This is a genomic window from Micromonospora sp. NPDC047762 (assembly GCF_043204655.1).
Lineage (GTDB): Bacteria > Actinomycetota > Actinomycetes > Mycobacteriales > Micromonosporaceae > Micromonospora.
In genome coordinates this window covers 40,815-64,737 of sequence record NZ_JBIDCQ010000004.1, presented here as the reverse complement: position 1 = coordinate 64,737, position 23,923 = coordinate 40,815, and the positions used below count along the sequence as shown (strand labels likewise).

21 protein-coding genes, 1 tRNA gene and 1 pseudogene are annotated in these 23,923 nt (G+C 69.2%); 14 read left to right on the top strand and 9 right to left on the bottom strand.

Features of this window, described 5'->3' with window-relative positions; translation table 11 throughout:
* Window positions 1-181: 181 nt before the first annotated feature.
* Window positions 182-2,473 carry a cellulose binding domain-containing protein gene (locus ACGF3C_RS14280; RefSeq protein WP_393222019.1) on the top strand — a complete coding sequence of 764 codons (2,292 nt, stop codon included), beginning with the start codon at window positions 182-184 and terminating at the stop codon, window positions 2,471-2,473.
* Between the two features lie 200 nt (window positions 2,474-2,673).
* Here ACGF3C_RS14280 and ACGF3C_RS14275 read toward each other — a convergent pair whose 3' ends face one another.
* Complete coding sequence (locus tag ACGF3C_RS14275; RefSeq protein WP_357231539.1) at window positions 2,674-3,684, bottom strand: LLM class flavin-dependent oxidoreductase; 1,011 nt, start codon at window positions 3,682-3,684, stop codon at window positions 2,674-2,676.
* A gap of 72 nt (window positions 3,685-3,756) precedes the next feature.
* A complete protein-coding gene (locus tag ACGF3C_RS14270) occupies window positions 3,757-4,236 on the bottom strand; it encodes an Lrp/AsnC family transcriptional regulator (protein ID WP_357199477.1) in 480 nt (159 codons plus the stop codon).
* Between the two features lie 111 nt (window positions 4,237-4,347).
* On the opposite strand from ACGF3C_RS14270, the gene ACGF3C_RS14265 reads away from it, so the two are divergent.
* The gene (locus ACGF3C_RS14265) at window positions 4,348-5,499 is read left to right on the top strand and encodes a trans-sulfuration enzyme family protein (RefSeq protein WP_393222826.1); all 1,152 of its coding nucleotides are present in this window, start codon (window positions 4,348-4,350) and stop codon (window positions 5,497-5,499) included.
* Between the two features lie 3 nt (window positions 5,500-5,502).
* On the opposite strand, the gene ACGF3C_RS14260 is transcribed toward ACGF3C_RS14265, so the two are convergent.
* The 3 genes from ACGF3C_RS14260 to ACGF3C_RS14250 all read right to left on the bottom strand — a co-directional run bounded on the left by ACGF3C_RS14260 (window position 5,503) and on the right by ACGF3C_RS14250 (window position 7,108).
* Complete coding sequence (locus ACGF3C_RS14260; protein ID WP_393222015.1) at window positions 5,503-6,153, bottom strand: NAD-dependent epimerase/dehydratase family protein; 651 nt, start codon at window positions 6,151-6,153, stop codon at window positions 5,503-5,505.
* A gap of 91 nt (window positions 6,154-6,244) precedes the next feature.
* Entirely contained in the window at window positions 6,245-6,994 is a 750-nt protein-coding gene (locus tag ACGF3C_RS14255; protein WP_357231533.1) for a transcriptional regulator, read from the bottom strand.
* A 31-nt stretch (window positions 6,995-7,025) separates the two neighbouring features.
* A tRNA-Leu gene (locus tag ACGF3C_RS14250) sits at window positions 7,026-7,108 on the bottom strand.
* 83 nt (window positions 7,109-7,191) lie between these two features.
* Here ACGF3C_RS14250 and ACGF3C_RS14245 point away from each other — a divergent pair.
* The 11 genes from ACGF3C_RS14245 to polA all read left to right on the top strand — a co-directional run bounded on the left by ACGF3C_RS14245 (window position 7,192) and on the right by polA (window position 19,644).
* Window positions 7,192-7,812 (top strand): ANTAR domain-containing response regulator, encoded by a 621-nt coding sequence (locus ACGF3C_RS14245; RefSeq protein ID WP_091408093.1) that lies wholly within the window; start codon window positions 7,192-7,194, stop codon window positions 7,810-7,812.
* A gap of 13 nt (window positions 7,813-7,825) precedes the next feature.
* The gene (locus tag ACGF3C_RS14240) at window positions 7,826-8,998 is read left to right on the top strand and encodes a hypothetical protein (RefSeq protein WP_357229021.1); all 1,173 of its coding nucleotides are present in this window, start codon (window positions 7,826-7,828) and stop codon (window positions 8,996-8,998) included.
* Between the two features lie 257 nt (window positions 8,999-9,255).
* A complete protein-coding gene (locus ACGF3C_RS14235; RefSeq protein WP_355007600.1) occupies window positions 9,256-10,416 on the top strand; it encodes a branched-chain amino acid ABC transporter substrate-binding protein in 1,161 nt (386 codons plus the stop codon).
* A gap of 109 nt (window positions 10,417-10,525) precedes the next feature.
* Entirely contained in the window at window positions 10,526-11,476 is a 951-nt protein-coding gene (locus ACGF3C_RS14230) for a branched-chain amino acid ABC transporter permease (RefSeq protein WP_091407906.1), read from the top strand.
* Window positions 11,473-12,582: a branched-chain amino acid ABC transporter permease gene (locus ACGF3C_RS14225; protein WP_091407909.1), complete on the top strand. Its 1,110-nt coding sequence runs from the start codon at window positions 11,473-11,475 to the stop codon at window positions 12,580-12,582. Before ACGF3C_RS14230 ends, ACGF3C_RS14225 begins: the two co-directional genes overlap by 4 nt.
* Window positions 12,575-13,420, top strand: a complete 846-nt coding sequence (locus ACGF3C_RS14220) for an ABC transporter ATP-binding protein (protein ID WP_393222009.1) — start codon at window positions 12,575-12,577, stop codon at window positions 13,418-13,420. The genes ACGF3C_RS14225 and ACGF3C_RS14220 overlap by 8 nt, the downstream gene beginning before the upstream one ends.
* Complete coding sequence (locus tag ACGF3C_RS14215; RefSeq protein WP_355007597.1) at window positions 13,410-14,120, top strand: ABC transporter ATP-binding protein; 711 nt, start codon at window positions 13,410-13,412, stop codon at window positions 14,118-14,120. The genes ACGF3C_RS14220 and ACGF3C_RS14215 overlap by 11 nt, the downstream gene beginning before the upstream one ends.
* Before the next feature lie 35 nt (window positions 14,121-14,155).
* A complete protein-coding gene (locus ACGF3C_RS14210; protein WP_357229019.1) occupies window positions 14,156-15,067 on the top strand; it encodes an ABC transporter substrate-binding protein in 912 nt (303 codons plus the stop codon).
* Window positions 15,068-15,070: 3 nt separating this feature from the next.
* Window positions 15,071-16,048: an amino acid ABC transporter permease gene (locus tag ACGF3C_RS14205; protein WP_355007595.1), complete on the top strand. Its 978-nt coding sequence runs from the start codon at window positions 15,071-15,073 to the stop codon at window positions 16,046-16,048.
* Window positions 16,049-16,101: 53 nt separating this feature from the next.
* Window positions 16,102-16,854 carry an amino acid ABC transporter ATP-binding protein gene (locus ACGF3C_RS14200; protein ID WP_387354411.1) on the top strand — a complete coding sequence of 251 codons (753 nt, stop codon included), beginning with the start codon at window positions 16,102-16,104 and terminating at the stop codon, window positions 16,852-16,854.
* A gap of 90 nt (window positions 16,855-16,944) precedes the next feature.
* A complete protein-coding gene (polA, locus tag ACGF3C_RS14195; RefSeq protein ID WP_393222004.1) occupies window positions 16,945-19,644 on the top strand; it encodes a DNA polymerase I in 2,700 nt (899 codons plus the stop codon).
* Between the two features lie 57 nt (window positions 19,645-19,701).
* On the opposite strand, the pseudogene ACGF3C_RS14190 reads toward polA, so the two are convergent.
* The 4 genes and pseudogenes from ACGF3C_RS14190 to ACGF3C_RS14175 all read right to left on the bottom strand — a co-directional run.
* Window positions 19,702-20,046 (bottom strand): annotated as a pseudogene (locus tag ACGF3C_RS14190) (DUF3140 domain-containing protein); the annotation flags it as partial.
* Window positions 20,039-20,251: a DUF2945 domain-containing protein gene (locus ACGF3C_RS14185; RefSeq protein WP_357234806.1), complete on the bottom strand. Its 213-nt coding sequence runs from the start codon at window positions 20,249-20,251 to the stop codon at window positions 20,039-20,041. The pseudogene ACGF3C_RS14190 and the gene ACGF3C_RS14185, both read right to left, overlap by 8 nt.
* Before the next feature lie 36 nt (window positions 20,252-20,287).
* Window positions 20,288-20,839: a Uma2 family endonuclease gene (locus ACGF3C_RS14180; RefSeq protein ID WP_357234809.1), complete on the bottom strand. Its 552-nt coding sequence runs from the start codon at window positions 20,837-20,839 to the stop codon at window positions 20,288-20,290.
* A 106-nt stretch (window positions 20,840-20,945) separates the two neighbouring features.
* The gene (locus ACGF3C_RS14175; protein ID WP_354947970.1) at window positions 20,946-21,752 is read right to left on the bottom strand and encodes a class I SAM-dependent methyltransferase; all 807 of its coding nucleotides are present in this window, start codon (window positions 21,750-21,752) and stop codon (window positions 20,946-20,948) included.
* A gap of 521 nt (window positions 21,753-22,273) precedes the next feature.
* On the opposite strand from ACGF3C_RS14175, the gene rpsA reads away from it, so the two are divergent.
* Window positions 22,274-23,785, top strand: coding sequence for a 30S ribosomal protein S1 (rpsA, locus tag ACGF3C_RS14170; protein WP_221309705.1), 1,512 nt, complete (start codon window positions 22,274-22,276; stop codon window positions 23,783-23,785).
* Window positions 23,786-23,923 lie beyond the last annotated feature (138 nt).

The following is a 23,923-nucleotide window of genomic DNA, read 5'->3' as shown; positions in this document are numbered from 1 at the left end:
CGATGTTGCGTCTCGGAAAGCGCTTGCCATACGATGCGCGATGAGTCGGATCCGTGAGTTCCAGGGCGTTCCACCCCGATCAGATCGCCGTCCGCCGTCGTCGCGGTTGGTTGGTCCACTGTGCTTCCCGGGCAGGGCCGGTGGGTCGTGGCGATCATCACCGGATCCCCGGAGGCAGCGCATGCACCCGTCCAGACATCGCCTGATCCTGCTCGCCGCCACGACGGCGGCCACCGTCGTGGCCGGCACTCTCGGCGCGGTCGTCGCCTCGGCCGCCGCCGTCGGCTGCCGGGTCGACTATCAGATCACCAACCAGTGGCAGGGCGGCTTCGGCGCCAACGTCACAGTCACCAACCTCGGCGACCCCGTCAACGGGTGGGCCGTCACCTGGTCGTACGCCGCGGGCCAGCAGGTCACCCAGGCGTGGAACGCCGCCGTCACCCAGTCCGGCGCCCAGGTGACCGCGCGCAATGTCGACCACAACACCGCCATCGCCACGAACGGCAGCGCGTCGTTCGGCTTCAACGGATCCTGGACCGGCAGTAACCCGGTGCCGGGCAGCTTCGCGCTCAACGGCGCCACCTGCACCGGAGCCCCACCCACCGACGAGCCGACCACCCCGCCACCCACCACCCCACCCCCGACCACGCCTCCGCCCACCACCCCACCCCCGACCACGCCTCCGCCCACCACCCCACCCCCGACCACGCCTCCGCCATCGGCCGGGGTGGTGCAGATGGAGAAGCTGGACCGAGGGCTGGTCAGCGTCCGCTCCGGCAGCGGCAACCTGGTCTCCTGGCGGCTGCTCGGCACCGAGACCACCGGGGTGGAGTTCAACCTCTACCGGGGGGCCACCAAGGTCAACACCACCCCGATCACCGGTGCCACCAACTACCTCGACAGCGGCGCGGCGGCCGGCTCGGCGTACACGGTGCGGGCTGTGGTGGGCGGCGTCGAGCAGGCGGCGTCGGCACCGGCGTTGCAGTTCGGCGCGGGCTACCTGGACGTGCCGTTGCAGGTCCCGGCCGGGGGCACCACCCCGAGCGGGGAGAACTACTCGTACAGCGCCAACGACGCCTCGGTGGGTGACCTCAACGGCGACGGCAGCTACGAGATCGTGCTCAAGTGGGACCCGTCGAACGCCAAGGACAACTCCCAGTCCGGCTACACCGGCAACGTCTACGTCGACGCGTACACGCTCACCGGCACCCGGTTGTGGCGCATCGACCTGGGCCGCAACATCCGGGCCGGCGCCCACTACACCCAGTTCCAGGTGTACGACTACGACGGCGACGGCCGTGCCGAGGTGGCCATGAAGACCGCCGACGGCACCCGCTCCGGCACCGGTCAGCTCATCGGTTCGTCGTCGGCCGACCACCGCAACTCCAGCGGCTACGTGCTCAGTGGCCCGGAGTACCTGACCATGTTCAACGGGCAGACCGGCGCGATCGCCTCCACCGTCAGCTACGACCCGCCGCGCGGCACCGTGTCGTCCTGGGGCGACTCGTACGGCAACCGGGTGGACCGGTTCCTCGCCGGCACGGCGTACCTGGACGGGCAGCGCCCCTCGCTGATCATGGCCCGCGGTTACTACACGCGCGCGGTGATCGCCGCCTGGGACTTCCGCAACGGCACGCTGACCAGGCGCTGGACGTTCGACTCGAACTCCTCCGGCAACGGCGCCGCCGCCGGTCAGGGCAACCACCAGCTCTCCGTTGCCGACGTCGACGCCGACGGTCGCCAGGAGATCGTGTACGGGGCCGCCACCATCGACGACAACGGCCGGCTGCTCCACTCGACCGGCAACGGTCACGGCGACGCCATGCACGTGGGGGACCTGGACCCGGGCCGCGCCGGCCTGGAGGTGTTCAAGGTCGACGAGGACGCCAGCAAGCCCAGCTCGTACTTCGCCGACGCCCGAACCGGTCAGGTCCTCTGGTCCACACCCGCGTCCGGCGACAACGGCCGGGGCGTCTCCGCGGACATCTGGGCCGGCAGCCCCGGCGCGGAGTCGTGGTCGTCAGCGGTCGCCGGACTGGCCAACACCAGGGGGCAGAACGTCGGGCGCAAGCCGTCCTCGGCCAACTTCCTCGCCTGGTGGGACGGCGACCCGGTGCGGGAACTGCTCGACGGCACGAAGATCGACAAGTACGGCACCGGCGGCGAGACCCGCCTGCTCGACGGCAGCGGGGTGGCTTCCAACAACGGCACCAAGTCCACGCCGGCGCTCTCCGGCGACATCCTGGGCGACTGGCGCGAGGAGGTGATCTGGCGGACCACCGACAGTCGGGCGCTGCGCATCTACAGCACACCCACCCCGACCAGCACCCGGATCTACACCCTGATGCACGACCCGCAGTATCGGGTGGCGATCGCGTGGCAGAACACCGCCTACAACCAACCGCCGCACCCGGGGTTCTTCATCGGCAACGGAATGAACACGCCACCCACGCCGGACATTCACCTACGTTGATGAAAACCCTGGCGGTCCCGAGCGGGGTCGCCTAGGGTGGCAGGCACCGGGCCGCAGCCGCGGAATCCGCTCAGCTCCGGCCCGGTGCGCCACACCGCGGCATTCCCAACCCGTCCCGACCGGGAATGCCGTACCACCACCGGCACCAACATTAGGCACCGTCCGGGTCGGCGGGGTGACGCTGACGTGAAGATCGTGTTTCACGCGCCCTGACGAAGACCGCCCGCCACCTGCTCGGCGATCAACTCGTACGACCGCACCCGGTCCTGCACGTCGTACACCAGCGTGGTCAGCATCAGCTCGTCCGCGCCGGTGCGCTCCACCAGCTCGGTCAGCTGCCGACGCACCGTCTCCGGCGAGCCCATCGCCTGGCCGTCACGGCGCGACACGACGAACTCCCGCTCGATCTCCGAGTACGGGTAGGCCGCCGCCTCGTCGGGCGTGGACAGCGGCTCCGGCCGCCCGGAGCGCAACTTCAGGAACGACAGCGCGCTCGGCCCGGCCAACCACTCGGCCCGCTCGTCGGTCTCCGCGCACACCGCGTTGACCGCCACCATCGCGTACGGCTTGTCCAGCCACTGCGACGGCCGGAAGTTCTGCCGGTACAGGGCCAACGCCGGCAGGGTGTTCTGGGAGCTGAAGTGGTGCGCGAAGGAGAACGGCAGACCGAGCAGGCCGGCGAGCTGGGCGCTGAAACCGCTGGAACCCAAGAGCCACACGGCCGGCTGCTCACCGCGACCCGGCGTGGCGATGATCTGCCCCGGCTTCTCCCCGCTGAAGTAGTTCATCAGGTCCGTCAGCTCGCGCGGGAAACCCTCCGCCGACAGGCCCTCCATGGTGCGCCGCAACGCCAGCGCGGTCACCTGGTCGGTGCCTGGCGCCCGCCCGATGCCCAGGTCGATCCGACCTGGGTGCAGCGCCTCCAGGGTGCCGAACTGCTCGGCCACCACCAGCGGCGCGTGGTTGGGCAGCATCACCCCACCCGAGCCCAGCCGGATCGTCGAGGTGTTCGCCGCCAGGTGCGCCAGCAGCACCGCGGGGGCGGAACTGGCGATCGCCGGCATGTTGTGGTGCTCGGCCACCCAGAACCGGTGGTAGCCCAGCTCCTCGGTGCGGCGGGCCAACTCGGTGGTGGCCTGCAGCGCCGCGCCAGCGGTGGTGCCCTTGGCGACCGGGGCAAGATCAAGAACAGACAACGGTACGGTGATCACACGGTCAGCCAACCCGCCACCGACCGGCTTTGTTCCACCATGCGGGTTTTCGTCGGCCACCTCACCCACCGCTCAGCCCATCCCGCGCGCCTGCTCGAAGATCAGACTGGTCTGCGTGTGCTGCACCACCGGGTCCACCGCCAGGTGGTCCAGCACGAAGTCCCGCAACGCGTCACCGGACGCCGCCCGTACATGCAGCACGTAGTCCTCCGCGCCGGCCACGTGGAACACCGACACCACCCCCGGCAGCCGCACCGACCGGGCCCGGAACCCGTCCACCGCCGCCCGCTCGTGCGCTGTCAACCGCACCGACACCAACGCCTGCAACGGCAGACCGAGCGCCGCCGGATCCACCTCGGCGTGAAAACCACGGATCGCGCCGCGCTCACGCAGCGCCCGGGTACGCGTCAGGCACGTCGACGGCGCCACACCCACCCGCTCGGCGAGGGCATTGTTCGGCAGTCGGCCGTCCGCCGCCAACTCGGTCAGGATCGCGCGGTCCACCTCGTCCACTGCCGAATACGGCCGCAGATCATTCGGTTCAAGGGGCATGGCGCCATCCTCGCCCGAACCCAACGCGGAAACCAACCCGATTCACAGAATGATCTGCCAATCTATTGCTTGTCAGGCGGCAGATATTCGACGCTACCGACCATGACACCGATGGACACCCGGGCCGTACACGCCGGCCGCGACGATCTGCGCACCCTCGGCGTGCACGTACCACCCATCGACCTGTCGACCACCAACCCGCTGCCCTCCGTCGACGACGGCGGCACCGCGTACGAACAACTCGCCACCGGCGGCACCCTCCCCGCCGACGGAAGCGCCGTCTACCAACGGCTCTGGAACCCCACCGTCGCCCGCTTCGAAACCGCCCTCGCCGAGCTGGAAGGCACCACCCAGGCCGTCGCCTTCGCCAGCGGAATGGCCGCCCTCACCGCCACCCTGCTCGCCGCCACGCGCGACGACCGCCGCCACGTCGTCGCCGTCCGACCCCTCTACGGCGGCACCGACCACGTCCTCGCCACCGGCCTGCTCGGCACCACCGTCACCTGGACCCGCCCCGACGAGGTCGCCACCGCCATCCGCCCCGACACCGCACTGGTCATCGTCGAGACCCCCGCCAACCCCACCCTCGACCTGGTCGACATCGCCGCCCTCGCCGCCGCGGCCGGCGACATCCCACTGCTTGTCGACAACACCGTCGCCACCCCCGTCCTGCAACAACCCGCCCGACACGGCGCCACCCTCGTCCTGCACAGCGCCACCAAGAGCATCGGCGGACACGGCGACGTCCTCGCCGGCGTCGTCGCCTGCGACGACACCTGGGCCGTGCGCCTACGCCAGGTCCGCGCGGTCACCGGCGCGATCCTGCACCCCCTCGGCGGCTACCTGCTGCACCGCGGCCTGCAAACCCTGCCGCTGCGGGTCCGCGCCCAACAGGCGACCGCCGAGAAACTCGCCGGCTGGCTCGCCGACCACCCCGCCGTACACCGGGTGCACCACCCCTCGGTGGACGACCCGGCGGCGCTGGTCGGTCGGCAGATGTCCGGACCCGGCAGCCTGCTCGCCTTCGAGGTACGCGGCGGCGCGCCCGCCGCCGCCGCCGTCGCCGGTGCCTGCCGGCTCATCACCCACGCGGTGTCCCTCGGCGGCGTCGACACCCTCATCCAGCACCCCGCCTCCCTCACCCACCGGCCGGTCGAAGGCGACGCCAAACCCGCCGCCGCGCTGCTGCGCCTCTCCGTCGGCCTCGAAGACCCCGAAGACCTGCGCGCCGACCTGGCCCAGGCCCTCGACACGATCGCCTGACCGTCAGCGCAGCTCGCGGTTGCCCAACACCCGCACCGGCGAACCCTGCCGAGCCACCCGCAACATCGCCCGACCGATCCCGTCGGTAGTGGTGACCTGGTTCGGCAGCAACCGACGCAGCACCGGAAACAGCGGGCGGGTGACCGCATACCCGAACCGGTACCACCGCGTCTTCGACACCGCCCCGTACGTCGGCTGGATGAACCCCGGCCGTGCCGCGTAACCGTTGGGCAGCAGATCCATGATCGCGTTCTCGGCACGCCCCTTGACCCGCGCCCACATCACCCGACCCTGACCTGACGAATCGGCCCCCTGACCCGAGACGTAGACGAAGGTGACCTGCGGGCTCACCTGCGCGAACAACCGTGCCGCAGCGAGGGGGTAGTCGTAGCTGACCCGGGTGTACGCGGCCTCGTCCAGACCCAGTGAGGACACTCCGAGGCAGTAGAAACACGCGTCGACACCTGTCAACTCGGCCCGCACCGCGTCCAACTCGCCCACGTCCGCGACCGTCAGCTCCCGCAGCTTCGGGTCCCGCGTACCGGTCGGCCGCCGACCGACAGTCAGCACCTCGCGCACGTCATCGGCGAGCAGGCACTCGCGCAACACACCCTGACCGACCATCCCGGTCGCACCGAACACAACCACCCGCATCAGATCGCACCCCTGTCGCCGCCACCGCCACCGGCCGTCCGGCGGCGCGTCAGCCAGGCTGCCACGGTCGGCATGATGTGCGCGGTGCCGGTCAGGACTTGGGACCGACGTGCCGGTCCAACGTGGCGACGGCGTCGCGCCGCGCCACCGACAGCGAGTTGCGCCGGTTCATCCGCCAGGTGACGCCGAGCAGGTCGAGGCTCCACTGGCAGAGCCGCATGATGTCGGCCGACTCGTTGACGAACATGTAGCGCGGGTAGATGTAGTGCCGGCCTCTCGTCGTGACCCGGTTGGCGACGCGGCAGCCATCGGAGTGGAACAGCCCTCGCAGGAAGTCGCCGGGGTGTTGTTCGATGATCGGTCGTTGCCAGTCGGCGAGGACGATCGGTCGCTTGTGCTTCTTGCCGGGACCGTGCTGCGGCAGCAGGCAGGGCCAGTGCACCCCACTGCTTTCGACTGAGACGCAGCCCTGCTTGGTGATCCTCTGAACGCGCGCGGCAAGCACCGCGAGCATGGCGGCCCCGCACGCGTCAATGAGATCCGGATACGTGGCCGTACAAGCAATCCGCAGCACCGGGACCTTCGGTGAGACGGCCAGATGACCGTCGCCCAGGTAGAGACCGAGCAGGTAGGCGTAGGCGGCGGGGTCGGTCGGATTCTCGACATCCGACCGGCACCGGAAGCACCGAAGCTCCGTTCCGCGCTTCACCGGTTCCGGTCGATCGACACACCAGTGCCAGACGGTCGCGTACGGCAGGGAGAGCGTGCGAGCTACTGCGTGGATGTTGTGTCCGCGAGCGCGGAGGGCGCGGGCCTGTGCCCGCATCTGCGGTGGATGCACGCCCACATCGTCGAACACGTGTATGACAAAGTGCCGGGAGCGGGATTCGAACCCGCAAGCCCTTTCGGGCAGAAGTGTTTGAGACTTCCGTGTATGCCGTTCCACCATCCCGGCGGGTGGCGCCTACTGTACCCGACTACTCTCATGCGGGAGCATGGGTGGTAGCCGTGCAGTGATCGATGGTGGGGGTAGGGCTGGTGGCTGAGACGCCGACGGATGCCGAGCGTAGGCGCGTACTGATCGCCGAGGACGAGGCGCTGATCCGGCTGGACCTCGCCGAGATGCTCGTCGAAGAGGGTTACGAGGTGGTGGGGGAGGCCGGTGACGGCGAGACAGCCGTACGCCTCGCCGAGGAGCTGAAGCCCGACCTCGTCATCCTCGACATCAAGATGCCGATCATGGATGGGTTGGCCGCCGCCGAGCGTATCGCCGGTGCCCGGATCGCCCCGGTGATCATCCTGACCGCGTTCAGCCAGCGCGATCTGGTGGAGCGGGCGCGGGCGGCGGGCGCGATGGCGTACCTGGTGAAGCCTTTCCAGAAGAGCGACCTGGTCCCGGCGGTGGAGATCGCGCTGTCGCGTTACTCGGAGGTCGCGGCCCTGGAGGCGGAGGTCGCGAGCCTGACCGACCGCCTGGAGATCCGTAAGTCGGTGGAGCGCGCCAAGGGTGCGCTGATGACCACGTACGGGATGACCGAGCCGCAGGCGTTCAAGTGGATCCAGCGCACGGCGATGGACCACCGGATGACCATGAAAGAGGTTGCCGAGCGGATCCTCGCGGAGACCGCCGGTGGCGAGGTGACCCTCCCGGCACCCTGACCGGCGTCGATTCATGTCGCGGCGGATGGGGGCAGTGCTCGGCGTTCTCGCCGTGCTGGTGGCCGCCTGTCAGGCCTCGGCTTGTCCCGACTGCGAGGAGCCGCCGCGACCGGTCCGGCCGGCCTGGCAGCCGGTGGTCCTGCCGGAGACGCCGGGTGTGCCGGGTCGACCGGTGCTGCGCGACGCCACCGCCTGTGCCGGCCAGTGGTACGTGGTCGGGGGTGCGGTCGATCCGGCCGGGGAGACCCACCCGGCCGCCTGGACCAGCCCGGATGCCATGTCCTGGGTGCCGCTGCCGACGGCGCCGGTGACGTTCTACGGCCGACAGCACGTGCTCTCCGCTGCGGCCTGCCGAGACGGACGGCTGGCGGCGGTCGGGGCGAAGAACGGGGGCGCGCACGGCAATCCCCGCACCGGCACCTGGAGGCAGGCGTCGGACGGCACGCTGCAGGAGGTGGACGCGCCCTTCGAGCGGTACGCCGGGCCGCGAGCGGTCAACGTGGCCCGGTTGGCGGCGGGGCCGCGGGGCTGGTTGATCGCCGGTAGTCGGATCGACGGTGCGGCGGTCTGGATCTCCTCGGACGCGGCCGGGTTCGCGCTGGTGGAGGGCGCGCCGGAGCTGGCCGGTGACGAGCGGGGGCGGACGGCGGCGTACGACGCGGTCGCCGTTCCGTCGGGTTGGCTGATGGTGGGGTCGTTGCTGCCGCCCGGGGGTACGGCGCTGGTGCCGCTGGCCTGGTCCTCGGCGGACGGCCGGAGTTGGCGACGATCCGCCCTGCCGGTGGTGGACGGGCGGGGGCAGGCGCAACGGGTGGCAGTGGCTGGCGGCGTACCGGTGGCGGTCGGGCCGGTGCGGGCTGGATTCGGCAGTTGGCGGCTGACGACGCAGGGCTGGCGGCCGGCGGGCGGGTTCGGGGCGGTCGGACCGGGTGTGGCGTCGGCGGCCGGGCTGGTGGCCGTCGGGCAGAGGTTGGTGGCGGTGACGAGGGACGGGGACCGTCACGCACTGTGGCTCTCGGTCGATATGGGCGAGTCATGGCGGGCGGTGAGCATGCCGCGGCCCGTGCCGGACAGCGGAGATACTGCGGTCTCGGTGACCTCGACTGGAGATCGACTGCTGTTGGTGACCGACGATGGAAAAACGTCGCGTGCCTGGTGGGCCGGGGTGTCGGACCTTGATCGGTAGCTGACGGAAGCCCTCTGGTCGGTGCCGACGAAACGAAGGTGAAAAAGCTTCACACCCGAAGGTTCTTACAGGGATCGTTTCCAATCCGCCACGGCGTGTAACGGTTCGGTCAACCCGCTCGCTTGGGGCTTACGTCACAGCTCCACGGTGGGATAACGTCCGGCCCCAGACCGGCGACGACGGTCTGGTTCGTCCGCCCCCGCAAGGGCCAATAGCCAGCGGGTGGTTCGGACCATGGGACGAGGAGGGTTCGGGCCTTGAGGCAAAAGCTCGCGCGCGTTATCGGTGGGGTCGCCATGGTGGCGCTCGTCGCCGGCGGAACCGCATGCTCCAGTGGCGACGATTCGGCAGGCGGCGGCGGTGACGCCTGCGGCAGCAAGATCGCGTTCTTCGGCGCGCTGACCGGCAGCTCGGCCGCGCTCGGCATCAACGAGAACAACGGTGTCAAGCTCGCCGTCGACAAGTACAACAAGGAAAACGCCGACTGCAAGGTCGAGCTGGCCGCCCTGGACTCGCAGGGCAGCCCCGACCAGGCGCCTGGTCTGGCGCAGAAGGCGATCGACGACACCAAGATCCTTGGCATCGTCGGCCCGGCGTACTCGGGTGAGTCCGAGGCGGCCGGCCCGCTGTTCAACGAGGCCGGCCTGGTGACCATCACCCCGTCCGCGACCCGGCCGAGCCTGGCCGACCAGAAGTGGAAGACCTTCTTCCGCGCGGTCGGCAACGACTTCAGCCAGGGCCCGGCGGCCGGCAACTACATTAAGAACGTGATGAAGGCCGACAAGGTCTACGTCATCGACGACCAGTCCGCGTACGGTGCCGGCCTGGCCGACGAGGTCAAGAAGGTCCTCGGCTCGGCGGTCGTCGGCTCGGACAAGGTCCAGGGCGAGGGCAAGCAGGTCGAGTTCTCCGGTGTGGTCACCAAGGTCAAGGCCGCCAACGTGAAGGCGATCTTCTACGGCGGTTACTACCAGGAGGCCGGCCTGATCCGTAAGCAGCTCACCGCTGCCGGGGTCACCGCGCCGCTGGTCGCCGGCGACGGCGTCAACGACGGTGCGTACATCACCTCCGCCGGTCAGGCGGCAGCCGAGGGCACCATCCTCACCTGCCCGTGCCAGCCGGCCGCCGAGGCCCGGGGCACGTTCGTGCAGGAGTTCAAGGCGCTCCACGGCACCGACCCGGGCACCTACAGCGACACCGCCTACGACGCGGCGAACATCCTGCTGGCCGGCATCAAGGCTGGCAAGACCACCCGTGAGGGCCTGCTGGAGTTCGTGAAGGGCTACAGCGGCGAGGGTGTCGCGGCGAGCTACAAGTTCACCGAGACCGGCGAGCTGGACCCGGCACAGGTCAAGGTCTGGGCCTTCAAGGTCACCGGCGGCAAGGTTGTCCCGGACCAGGAGATCCCCAAGTCCTGATGTTGGTCGCTGCTACGGCGATTGAGTTGTGATCGCGGGTGCGGCCGGGAGCTGCTCGCTCCCGGCCGCGCCCCATTTTTCTCTCCAGACGTGATGGAGCGTCCCTCCCTTGGACTTCAATGGACTGTTCTCCAACTTCGGAGAACTCACCACGACCGGCCTGACCCAGGGCGCGATCTACGCCCTGGTCGCGCTCGGCTACACGCTGGTCTACGGCGTGCTGAGACTCATCAACTTCGCTCACTCCGAGGTCTTCATCGCCGGCGCGTTCGCGGCGATCTGGACCTGGAACGGCTTTGGACTCGACCAGAACTCACAGGTCAGCGGCATTGGATCGATCCTGTTCTACCTGCTGGTGGCGATGATCGTCGCCGCCATCGCCTCGGCGGGCACGGCGACGGTGATCGAGCGGGTGGCGTACCGGCCGTTGCGTAAGCGCAACGCCCCGCCGCTGGCCTTCCTGATCACCGCGATCGGTGCCTCGATCGCGATTTCCGAGGCCTTCGGCATCTGGACCCGCCGACTGCCGGAGGGCGCGCCCAGTCTGGTGAGCAGCAAGCCGCTGTTCCACCTCTTCGGCGTGCCGATCGACTCGGTGCAGCTGCTGACGATTGGCGCGGCGCTGCTGATGATGGTCCTGCTGGACCTCTTCATCAACCGCAGCCGTACCGGTCGGGGTATCCGGGCCGTGGCCCAGGACGCCAACACCGCCGCGCTGATGGGTGTGAACAAGGACCGGATCATCCTGATGGTCTTCATCACCGGTGGTGCCATGGCCGGCGTGGCCGGTCTGCTGTACGACGTGCGGATCCAGACCCTGACCTACAGCGTCGGCTTCCTGCTGGGCCTCAAGGCCTTCACCGCCGCGGTGCTGGGTGGTATCGGCAACCTGCGCGGCGCGCTGATCGGTGGCCTGCTGCTGGGCGTGGTGGAGAACTACGCCGCCGGTCTGTTCGGCAGTCAGTGGAAGGACTTCGCTGCCTTCGCGGTGTTGGTGGTGCTGCTGATGTTCCGGCCGACCGGACTGCTGGGCGAATCGCTGGGGAGGGCACGGGCATGACGACCGTCCTGGAGAGGGTGCGTTCCGGCCGCGAGGCGGCCGGAGAACGGTGGCGTGGCGCGCCGCGCTGGGTGCGCTGGGCGCTGCTGGTCGCGGTGATCGCGTTCTTCTACGCGCTGCCGAACAGGGAGTTCTACCAGTATCTCGGGCCGATCCCGACCCCCGGTGCGAACTTCACGCAGGTGCTGTTCACCGTCTCGATCTACGTGCTGCTGGCCGTCGGGTTGAACATCGTGGTCGGTTTCGCCGGCCTGCTCGACCTGGGCTACTTCGGCTTCTTCGCCGTCGGCGCGTACACCGTCGCGGTGCTGACGTCGCCGAGCAGCAACCTCAAGACGCTCTGGCCGTGGCTGCTCGTGGTGCCGCTGGCGATCGGGCTGACCATGCTCTCGGGTGTGATGCTCGGTACGCCGACGCTGCGTCTGCGCGGTGACTACCTGGCGATCGTGACGCTCGGCTTCGCCGAGATGATCCGGATCGCCGCGGTCAGCTCTGAGTTCCTCAAGGGCCAGCGGGGCTTCAACCAGATCCCGCACCCGCCCGGCAAGTACGCCGACGGCAAGCCGTTCTTCGGCGTGCTGGACGCCCGTCCGTACTACTGGCTGGTGCTCACGCTGATCATCCTGGTGGTGATCGGTGTGCGGAACCTGACGCACAGTCGGGTCGGTCGGGCCTGGATCTCGATCCGGGAGGACGAGGACGCCGCGCAGCTGATGGGTGTGCCGACGTTCAAGTTCAAGCTCTGGGCGTTCGCCTCGGGTGCCGCGATCGCCGGCCTGGCCGGCGCGCTCTTCGCGGGTAAGCAGAACTTCGTCAACTCGCAGAACTTCGAGCTGCTCAACTCGATCATCATCCTGGCGGCGGTGATCTTCGGTGGTTCGGGCAACATCGTCGGCGCGATCGTCGGTGGTGGCCTGGTGGCGTACATGATCGAGCGGTTCCGCGGCATCGAGCTGTTCGGCGTGGAGCTGTACGAGTACCGGTTCCTGATCTTCGGTCTGGTCCTCGTGGTGATGATGATCTTCCGGCCGGAAGGCCTGATTCCGAACCGACGACGGGCGGCGGAGTTCAAAGACCGTCGCAAGGAGGTGATCGTCGGTGAGTGACACCGATCAGACGCCGGCTGTTCCGGCGCAGGCCGGCGCGCCGGCGGTGGAGGCGGTCCCCAGCCGGGAGCCGCTGCTGGAGGTCGACGACGTCACGCTGCGCTTCGGCGGCGTGGTCGCGCTCGACAACGTCAACTTCACCCTCTACAAGGGGGAGATCCTCGGGCTGATCGGCCCGAACGGCGCTGGCAAGACCACCTGCTTCAACGCGATGACCGGCATCTACCAGCCCACCAAGGGTGAGATCCGGTTCCGTGGCGGCAAGATCAGCGGGAAGAAGCGCCACCAGATCACCCAGATGGGTATGGCCCGGACGTTCCAGAACATCCGCCTGTTCCCGGAGATGACCGCCCTGGAGAACGTCCAGGTCGGCGCGGACGCGCACCACAAGACAAGCGTGCTCTCCGCTCTGTTCCGGTTGCCTCGGCACCGGCGCGAGGAGCGTGAGGGACGGGAGAAGGCCGAGCGGCTGCTGGAGTTCGTCGGCATCCGGCACCGGCTGCACGAGTTCGCCCGCAACCTCTCCTACGGGGAGCAGCGGCGGCTGGAGATCGCCCGGGCGCTGGCCACCGATCCGGTGCTGCTCTGCCTGGACGAGCCGGCCGCCGGCTTCAACCCGGCGGAGAAGGAGGAGCTGCTCCAGCTCATCCGGCAGGTCCGGGACACCGGCGTGACCGTGCTGCTGATCGAGCACGACATGCGCCTGGTCATGGGCGTCACTGACCGGATCGTCGTGCTGGAGTTCGGAAAGAAGATCGCCGAAGGGCTGCCCGCCGAGGTGCGGGACAACCCGAAGGTGGTCGCGGCGTACCTGGGGGTGCCGGACGATGTTGCTTGAGATCGACGATGTGAGCCTGCTCTACGGGCGGATCCAGGCGTTGCACGGCATCAGCCTGACCGTGGCCGAGGGTGAGATCGTCGCGCTGATCGGCGCCAACGGCGCCGGGAAGTCGACCACCATGCGGGCGATCTCCGGGATTCGGCCGATCGCCACCGGCAGCATCCGCTTCGAGGGTGAGGACATCTCCAAGCTCCGAGCCGACCTGCGGGTCCGGCGGGGGCTCTGCCAGGCGCCCGAGGGCCGGGGGATCTTCCCCGGCATGTCGGTGCTCGAGAATCTGGACATGGGGGCGTACACCCGGCGCGACCGCGCCGGAATCGCCGAGGACCTGGCCCGGGTGCTCGACCTCTTCCCGCGGCTGGCGGAGCGACGTAAGCAGGCCGGCGGTACCCTGTCCGGCGGCGAGCAGCAGATGCTGGCCGTCGGCAGGGCGTTGATGAGCCGGCCGAAGCTGCTGTTGCTCGACGAGCCCTCGATGGGTTTGGCACCGATGCTGATCCAGCAGATCTTCGACATCATCAAGGAGATCAACGAGCAGGGCACCACCGTCCTGCTGGTGGAGCAGAACGCGCAGCAGGCGCTGGCCCGAGCGCACCGGGCGTACGTGCTCGAGACCGGCAGGATCGTCAAGACCGGAACCGGTGCCGAGCTGCTGCACGACCCGGCGGTCAAAGAGGCATACCTCGGCGTGGCCTGAGCGGCCGTCACACCCCTCACGCAAGGAGTGCAGAAATGTTCAATACCAACGGTGCCCGGCGGGCGGCGCTCGGTGCCGCCAGTGCGGCGCTGATCGCCCTCTCGCTGACGGCGTGCGGGGAGAAGGAGAACAGCGGCTCGCCCGGTGCCGGCCCGACCGTCACGGCGGCGGCCGACTCGGCGCTGGCCGGAAAGGTGCCCGACGCCATCAAGGCCGACGGTGTGATCAAGGTCGGCACCGACTCGACGTACGCCCCGGCGGAGTTCCTCGACGCCGACGGTAAGACCGTGGTCGGCTTCGACGTCGAGCTGTTCAACGCGGTGGCGCAGAAGCTCGGTCTCAAGGCCGAGTACGAGTCGTCGCCGTTCGACGCGATCCTGCCCGGTGTCGACTCCGGCAAGTACGAGATCGGCGTGTCGTCGTTCACGATCAACGCCGAGCGTCTCAAGAGCGTCAACATGGTGAGCTACTTCTCCGCCGGCACTCAGTGGGTGACCAAGGCCGGCAATGCGGCCAAGATCGACATTGACAACGCCTGCGGCAAGAAGATCGCCGTGCAGACCGGCACCGTGCAGTTCGACGACATCACCGCCCGGTCGAAGAAGTGCACCACCGGCGGCAAGCCGGCGATCGCCATCGACCAGTACCAGGCGCAGAGCGACGCCACGGCCGCCGTGTTCAGCGGCAAGAACGACGCCATGCTGGCCGACTCGCCGGTCGGGGCGTACGCGGTGAAGCAGAGCAACGGCTCGCTGGAGCTGATCGGCGACATCTACGAGTCCGCCCCGTACGGCTACGCCGTCAAGAAGGACCAGACCGCCTTCGCCGAGGTGCTCAAGGAAGCCGTCCAGGCGGTCATCGCTGACGGCTCGTACCAGACCGCGTTGAAGAAGTGGGGCGTCGAGGGCGGCGCCATCACCTCCTCGGCGCTGAACCCCGCCAGCTGACGCATGTCGTCGGAAACGGACACAACCGAACGGGCACGGCCGGAACCCATCCAGGCCGTGCCCGTCCGGCATCCCGGGCGTTGGGTAGCGGTCGCCGTGATCGGGGTGCTGGTGGCCATGTTCGTCCACCTGCTGGTGACGAACAAGGCGTTCAACTGGGCGTTCATGGTCGACGAGATGTTCCGGCCGCCGATCATGGAGGGTCTGCGCGGCACGCTCGCGTTGACCGTGCTCGCGATGCTGATCGGCGTCAGTCTCGGCGTTGTCGTCGCCATCATGCGGTTGTCGGAGAACCCGATCCTGCGGGGCGTCTCCTGGGCGTACACCTGGTTCTTCCGGGCCGTGCCCCGGCTGGTGCTGGCGATCCTCTTCGGCAACCTCGGCATCCTCTGGGCCCGGATCGAGTTCGGCCTCCCGTTCGATCGGCAGATCGGCGCGCTCTTCGGCGTCGACGACTTCGAGGCACGTCTGTTCGGCTTCTCCGCGCTGGAGATCCTCACGGGATTCGTCGCCGGCATGCTGGCGCTCGGGCTCTCCGAGGCGGCGTACATGGCCGAGATCGTCCGGGCCGGGATCCAGTCGGTGGACGAGGGGCAGACCGAGGCGGCGCAGGCGCTGGGCCTGAGCCGTACCCAGATCCTGCGCCGGATCGTGCTGCCGCAGGCGATGCGGGTGATCATCCCGCCGACCGGCAACGAGACCATCGCGATGCTCAAGGACACCTCGCTGGTGGCCTTCGTACCGGTCTCCACCGAGCTGTTCTTCCAGCTCAAGGCCGTGGGTAACCGGACCTTCCAGGTCTTCCCGATGTACGTGGCGGCCTGCCTGTGGTACCTGCTGCTGACCAGCGTGCTGCTCGTCGGGCAGTACTACCTGGAGCGACACTTCTCCAGGGGGTTCGGCAGGAGCGCCCAAGCGAAGATCAGACTGCGCGGGATCACCGCTGAGGCCGGCGGCAGCGCGAGCGAGGCGGGTCGGTGATGACGCAGGTGACGACATCGGCGGAGGCCGCGGAGACGGCCGCCGACGGCGTGATGGTCCGCGCCGAGCAGGTGCACAAGTCGTTCGGGCCGGTGGAGGTGCTCAAGGGCATCGACCTGGAGGTCCGCAGCGGCGAGGTCTGTTGTCTGCTCGGGCCCTCCGGCTCGGGCAAGTCGACGTTCCTGCGCTGCATCAACCACCTGGAGAAGATCAACGCCGGCCGGATCCGGGTGGACGGCGACCTGATCGGCTACCGGGAACGCGGTGGCAAGCTGCACGAGATGCGGGAGAAGGAGATCGCCGCCCAGCGCCGCGCCATCGGCATGGTGTTCCAGCGGTTCAACCTCTTTCCGCACATGACCGCCCTGCAGAACGTCGCCGAGGCGCCGGTGCTGTTGGGCCGGGAGCGCAAGGCCGCCGCCCGGGAGCGGGCCGCCGCGCTGCTCGAGCGGGTCGGGCTCGGCGACAAGCTGGGCAACTACCCTGGGCAGCTCTCCGGCGGGCAGCAGCAGCGCGTCGCCATCGCCCGGGCGTTGGCGATGCAGCCGAAGCTGATGCTCTTCGACGAGCCCACCAGCGCGCTGGATCCGGAGCTGGTCGGCGAGGTGCTCGACGTGATGAAGGACCTTGCCCGCGACGGCATGACGATGATCGTGGTGACCCATGAGATCGGCTTCGCCCGGGAGGTCGGCGACTCGCTGGTCTTCATGGACGACGGTGTGGTGGTGGAGTCCGGCGCGCCGCGCGAGGTGATCGCCAACCCCCGGCACGACCGGACGAAGGCGTTCCTGGCCAAGGTGCTCTGAGTCGGTGCCCGGCGCGGCCGTTCCGTTCGGCCGCGCCGGGCGTCGTGCCGGTGTCCCGTCCTGTCGTAGCGGCGGACTAGAGTCGCTGCCGTGACAGCTACGACGCCGCGCCTGCTTCTCGTTGACGGACATTCCATGGCATATCGGGCGTTTTTCGCCCTGCCCGTGGAAAACTTCTCCACCACGACGGGGCAGCCGACCAACGCGGTGTACGGCTTCACCTCGATGCTGATCAACGTGCTGCGCGACGAGCAACCCACCCACATCGTGGTGGCCTTCGACGTCTCCCGCCACTCCTTCCGCACCGACAGGTACGCGGAGTACAAGGCCGGCCGCAGCGAGACCCCGACCGACTTCAAGGGCCAGGTCAGCCTGGTCAAGGAGGTCCTGGCCGCGCTGCAGATCCCCGTGGTGGAGAAAGAGGGCTTCGAGGCCGACGACGTCATCGCCACGCTCGCCTGCCAGGCCCGCGACCAGGGCATGTCGGTGCTGATCAGCAGCGGTGACCGCGACGCGTTCCAGCTGGTCGACGATCAGATCACCGTCCTCTATCCGCGCAAGGGCGTCTCCGACCTGGCCCGGATGGACCCCGCGGCGATCGAGGCGAAGTACGGCGTTACGCCACAGCAGTACCGGGACCTCGCCGCGCTGGTCGGCGAGACCAGTGACAACCTGCCCGGCATCCCGGGCGTCGGCCCGAAGACCGCCGCCAAGTGGATCACCACGTACGGCGGGGTGGAGGGCGTCATCGCCCGGGCCGACGAGATCAAGGGCAAGGCCGGCGACAGCCTGCGGGAGCGGCTCGCCGACGTGATCCGCAACTACGAGATCAACCGCCTCGTCTCCGACCTGGAGCTGCCGCTACGCCCGGAGGACAGCCGCTGGACAGGTTGGGACCGGGAAGCGGTGCACCAGGTCTTCGACACCCTGGAGTTCCGCATCCTGCGCGACCGCCTCTATCAATACCTGGAGGCGGTCGAGCCGGAGGCCGAGTCCGGCTTCGACCTCACCGGCGAGGTGCTCACCGAGCCCGGCGCGCTGGCCGGGTGGCTGACCACGCACGTCCCGACCGGCACCCCGGTCGGGTTGGCGGTCAAACTCGACACCGGCCCCAACCGCCGGCACACCGCCTCGATCACCGGTCTCGCGCTGGCCACCGCCGGCGGCGCGGCGGCCTGGCTCGACCCGGCAAGGCTCGACCCGACCGACGAGGGCGCCCTGGCCGGCTGGTTGGCCGACGAGCAGCGCCCCAAGGTGCTGCACGACAGCAAGCCGGCCGTGCTGGCCTGCGCCGCGCACGGCTGGCAGCTCGCCGGCATCGTCCGGGACACCCAGATCGCCGCGTACCTGGCCCGCCCCGATCAGCGGTCCTACGACCTGACCGACCTGGCGCTGCGCTACCTGCACCGGGAGCTGCGGGTGGACGTCCCGGAGTCCGGCCAGCTCACCCTCGACGGCCTCGGGGACGAAGGGGTGGTCGAGCAGAACCTGATGCTCCAGGCCCGCGCCACCCTCGACCTGGCTGACGCGATCGACGCCGAGCTGTCCCGCGACGGCGAGCAGTCCGCCCGGCTGATGGCCGGCGTGGAGCTGCCGCTGATGCGGGTGCTGGCCACCATGGAGAGCACCGGCATCGCCGCCGACACCGACTATCTCTCCGAGCTGGAGGCCCACTTCGCCGCCGAGGTGAAGGCCGCCGCGCAGGGCGCGTACGAGGCGGTGGGTCGGGAGTTCAACCTCGGCTCGCCCAAGCAGTTGCAGGAGATCCTCTTCACCGAACTGGGTCTGCCGAAGACCAAGAAGATCAAGACGGGCTACACCACCGACGCCGACGCCCTGCAGTGGCTCTACGCGCAGCAGCCGCACCCGGTGCTGGCCCACCTGCTGCGTCACCGCGACGTTGCCAAGCTCAAGTCGACAGTTGACGGGCTGCTGAAGTCGGTCTCCGACGACGGCCGGATCCACACCACCTTCAACCAGACCGTGGCGGCCACCGGTCGGCTCTCCTCCACCGAGCCCAACCTGCAGAACATCCCGATCCGCACCGAGGAGGGCCGTCGGATCCGTCGGGCCTTCGTGGTGGGAGACGGCTACGAGTCTCTGCTCACCGCCGACTACAGCCAGATCGAGATGCGCATCATGGCGCACCTCAGCTCGGACGACGCGTTGATCGACGCGTTCAACTCCGGCGCCGACTTCCACGCCGCCACCGCCTCGTCGGTCTTCGGGGTGCCGCTCGGCGAGGTCACCCCCGACCAGCGCCGCAAGATCAAGGCCATGAACTACGGCCTGGCGTACGGCCTGAGCGCCTTCGGCCTGTCCCAACAGCTCAGCATCAGCACCGAAGAGGCGCGCGGGCTGATGGAGAACTACTTCGCCGGCTTCGGTGGGGTGCGCGACTACCTCCAGCAGGTGGTCGCCCGGGCCCGCCAGGACGGCTACACCTCCACCATCCTCGGCCGACGCCGCTACCTGCCCGACCTGGTCAGCGACAACCGGCAGCGCCGTGACATCGCGGAGCGGATGGCGCTCAACGCCCCCATCCAGGGCTCCGCCGCCGACATCATCAAGGTGGCGATGCTGCACGTCGACACCGCGCTCCGCGAGGCTGGGCTGGGCTCACGGATGCTGTTGCAGGTGCACGACGAGTTGGTCTTCGAGGTCGCGCCGGGTGAGCGGGAAGCGTTGGAGGCCCTGGTCCGGCGGGAGATGGGCGAGGCTCACCCGTTGTCGGTGCCGCTGGAGGTGTCGGTCGGTCTGGGCCGGGACTGGAACAGCGCCGATCACTGATCTTTGTGCTTGTGGTGGTGGGGGTTGCGGTGTGGGGTGCCCCGGAACCCCTGACTACTTCATGGGGTCGTGGCCCCAGTTCATGAGCGACCAGCGCCATTTGGTGTCGCGGACGTTGCCGGACGGGCGCTGCGCCATGTGCCGGCGTACGTAGCCGACGACCTTGCGCATGTGCTTGTAGTCGCCCTCGGACAGATCGCCGCGTTTGCGACGGAGCAAGTTGATGATCTTCCGGCCGGACTCGTGCCCGACGGACTCGCCACCACCCGCACGACCGCCCTTGTGCCAGCCGACCTGTTTCGACTCGTCGGTCTCCAGCCACGTGGACAGCTCGCCGGGCTTCATGTTCACCGCCTCGGTGAACTCCCGGTAGGTGTCCCGGCCCTCGTCACTCTTACTCATGGCGCAGCGCCTCGGGGCGGTGGGCCACGTCGCGGCCCGTGCCCTCACTGCGGACCCGGTACTGCGGGTCGTCGGGGGCCGCGTTCACCGCGCGCCCGCTGACCCTGGTCCGCTCGGTGATCGTCTCCTGCACCACGCCGTACGCGCGGCTGCCGTGGGCCGACCAGGAGACATGGTCGCCCTTGTGGAATCTCGGTTCGGCCATGGTCCTCGGCTACCCGACCCGGCTGGGGCGAAACGGCTACGGCGTGATCTCGGCGACCGGCAGCTTAATGTCGAACGGCTCAGCCAACTCGATCACGTCGGCACCGTCGGCGACCAGCTCGTACTGCCGCTCACCGCCCGGACCCACCCGATCGCCGATCCGGTACGCGTACACGTGCACCGGGTCCTGCTCGATCCGCCAGTAGAACGGGATGCCCGCGGCGGCGTACTCACCCGGTTTCGCGAACCGGTCGATCCGTCGCGTTCCCGGCGAGACGATCTCCACGGCGAGCAGGACGTCTGATGGCCGCAGGGTAGATCGGTTGGACGGCACCTCAGCGCGGCAGACCAGGACGTCCGGCTGACGGCTGGTGTTGGGGCTGAGCCCGACTCCGACGGCCTGTGAGACCCGCAGGTGGGCCGGCGCGTGCGTGTGGAGCCACATACGCAGCAGAAACGAGATGTCTTGATGGCCCAGGGTGGGGGAGGGTGTCACCTGGATAACTCCGTCGACGAGTTCGACGCGGGGGGCGTCCGCCGGCAGGGTGAGCAGGTCCTCCAGCGTGTAGTCGGCACGCTGCTGCCGCATCGGATCCGGACACCAGGGGCCAGGTGATGTCGGGACGGGCTCGGCGCTCATGGGCACGAGCCTACCGGCGGTCGATGGCTCGCACGTCGGACAACGGGTGCGGCGCTCACGCGGCGGGCTTCTCGGTGACGAAGATGGCGGTGCCGGGGAAGAGTCGTCCGCGCAGTGGGCTCCACTGCCCCCAGATCCCCTCGTGTCCCTCCGGCCACTCCGGCTCCACCAGGTCCAACAGCCGGAACCCGGCACCGACCAGCTCGCGGATCCGGTCACCGAGGGTGCGGTGCTGCTCGACGTAGGTGGCCACGCCGGTCTCGTCCTGCTCGACGTACGGGGAGCGGTCGAAGTACGAGTGCACGGCCGTCAGGCCGCCCTCGCCGGGGTCGTCGAGGAAGATCCACCGCATCGGGTGGGTCACCGAGAACACCCACCGGCCACCCGGGCGCAGCACCCGGTGCACCTCGGCGAGCAGCGCCGCCGAGTCGTCCACGAACGGGATCGCGCCGAACGCGGTACAGGCGACGTCGAACGACCGGTCGGCGAACGGCAGGGCGAGCGCGTCGGCCTGCACCAGCGGTACGCGTACCCCGGTGCGGTCAGCGGCCTCGGCGGCGTGCCGCAGCATGCCGGCGGACAGGTCGAAGGCGACCGGCCGGGCACCCTGGGTGGCGAGCCAGCGGGCGGCGGCCGCGGCGCCGGCACCCACCTCCAGCACCCGCCGCCCCGACACGTCGCCGAGCAGCCGGGCGTCGGCCTCGCGCAGGCCCTCGGGGCACCACACGAAGTCCACGTCGCCGAGGAACGCACCGTGTTCGGCCTGGTAGTCGTCGGCGTCGGTGTCCCACCAGCCGCGGTTGGCGCGCCGGGCCTCGGCGTCACCCACCCGGCGCCGGGTAACCCGGCTGTCGTCATCCACGCGCTCACGCTAGGCCCCGCCCAGCCCATTGGGCACGGCGGCGCGTCCAGGATCTGCGCGACTCCTCGCGCGGTGGGCTTGATCCACCCGGCTTTGGGAGACGTCGCGGTGTCCGAGCCGCTTCGAACCGCGCCGGCGGGCCGGCAGCGACACCGCAGCGAACACCCAGGAAGCCGGGGCGACCAGGCGCGGCCCGTGGTGCGCACCGACGGGGCGGCAGGGGCTGCTGTGACGCAGGAGACAGCAGCGGTGTTTTCCGGGCGATTGTTCGGCTTTCGCAGGTCATCGCACGAAGAGAACCCGGGAGGGCTTGCACGCTGTGGTAATGCGCACGGTAGGCTAGACGATGCGCTCGCGGATCGCGTTGCCTCGGCAGGGAGCAGGTGCGCGGTCGACGGAGCCACATCATGATCTCACTAGGCGATCGTTCGGTGTGCCCGGCGACGGATCCGCTGGCGCGAACAGGTCACTGCGACACACCAGCCTGCTGTGACAACCCACCGACCGGAGCAACCGCCCACATGACGAGCAGCATCGAGGCCCCCTCGAGCGCCACCCGGGTCACCCACGACGATCTCGGTTCCGAGGAGGCATTCCTCGCCGCGATCGACGAGACCATCAAGTACTTCAACGACGGCGACATTGTCGAAGGCACCGTCGTCAAGGTCGATCGGGACGAGGTCCTGCTCGACATCGGCTACAAGACCGAGGGTGTCATCCCCTCTCGGGAGTTGTCGATCAAGCACGACGTGGACCCCGCCGAGGTTGTGACGGTTGGCGACCACATCGAGGCCCTGGTCCTCCAGAAGGAGGACAAGGAGGGTCGTCTGATCCTCTCCAAGAAGCGGGCACAGTACGAGCGGGCCTGGGGCACGATCGAGAAGATCAAGGACGAGGACGGCGTCGTCCGCGGTTCGGTCATCGAGGTGGTCAAGGGCGGCCTCATCCTCGACATCGGGCTGCGCGGCTTCCTGCCCGCGTCCCTGGTCGAGATGCGTCGTGTGCGCGACCTGCAGCCGTACGTCGGGCGGGAGCTCGAGGCCAAGATCATCGAGCTGGACAAGAACCGCAACAACGTGGTCCTGTCCCGCCGGGCCTGGCTGGAGCAGACGCAGTCCGAGGTGCGCACCGAGTTCCTCAACAAGCTGCAGAAGGGCCAGGTCCGCAAGGGCGTCGTGTCCTCGATCGTCAACTTCGGCGCCTTCGTGGACCTGGGCGGCGTCGACGGTCTGGTGCACGTCTCCGAGCTGTCCTGGAAGCACATCGACCACCCGTCCGAGGTTGTCGAGGTCGGCCAGGAGGTGGAGGTCGAGGTCCTGGACGTCGACCTGGACCGCGAGCGGGTCTCGCTGTCGCTGAAGGCGACCCAGGAAGACCCGTGGCGGCAGTTCGCCCGCACCCACGCGATCCAGCAGATCGTGCCGGGCAAGGTCACCAAGCTGGTTCCGTTCGGTGCGTTCGTCCGCGTGGACGACGGCATCGAGGGTCTGGTCCACATCTCCGAGCTGGCCGAGCGCCACGTGGAGATCCCGGAGCAGGTCGTCCAGGTTGGCTCCGAGGTCATGGTCAAGGTCATCGACATCGACCTTGAGCGTCGCCGGATCTCGCTGTCGCTCAAGCAGGCCAACGAGGGCTTCGTCGAGGGCGAGGAGCACTTCGACCCGACCCTCTACGGCATGGCCGCGACGTACGACACCGAGGGCAACTACATCTACCCCGAGGGCTTCGACCCGGAGACGGGCGAGTGGCTCGAGGGGTACGACAAGCAGCGCGAGACCTGGGAGAACCAGTACGCCGAGGCTCGTCTGCGCTGGGAGGCCCACACCAAGCAGGTGCAGACCTCTCGGGCCGCCGACGCCGAGGCTGCCGCCAACCCGACTCCGGCCGTTCCGGCCGCTGGCGGCGCCGGCGGCGGTGGCACCACCTCCTCGTCCAGCCCGGCCCCGAGCCGGCAGGCCGAGGAGCCGGCCGGCACGCTGGCCACCGACGAGGCGCTCGCCGCACTGCGGGAGAAGCTCGCCGGCGGTAAGTGACCCGCTGAACGACGACGGGCCCCGCCCCCGCGATCTCCGGATCGCTGGGGGCGGGGCCCTCGCCGTATCCGCCGACCGCCCCGCCGGCCGCCGACCGCTCCGCCGCTCCGCCGGCTCGCCAAGATCGTGCTCGATCCA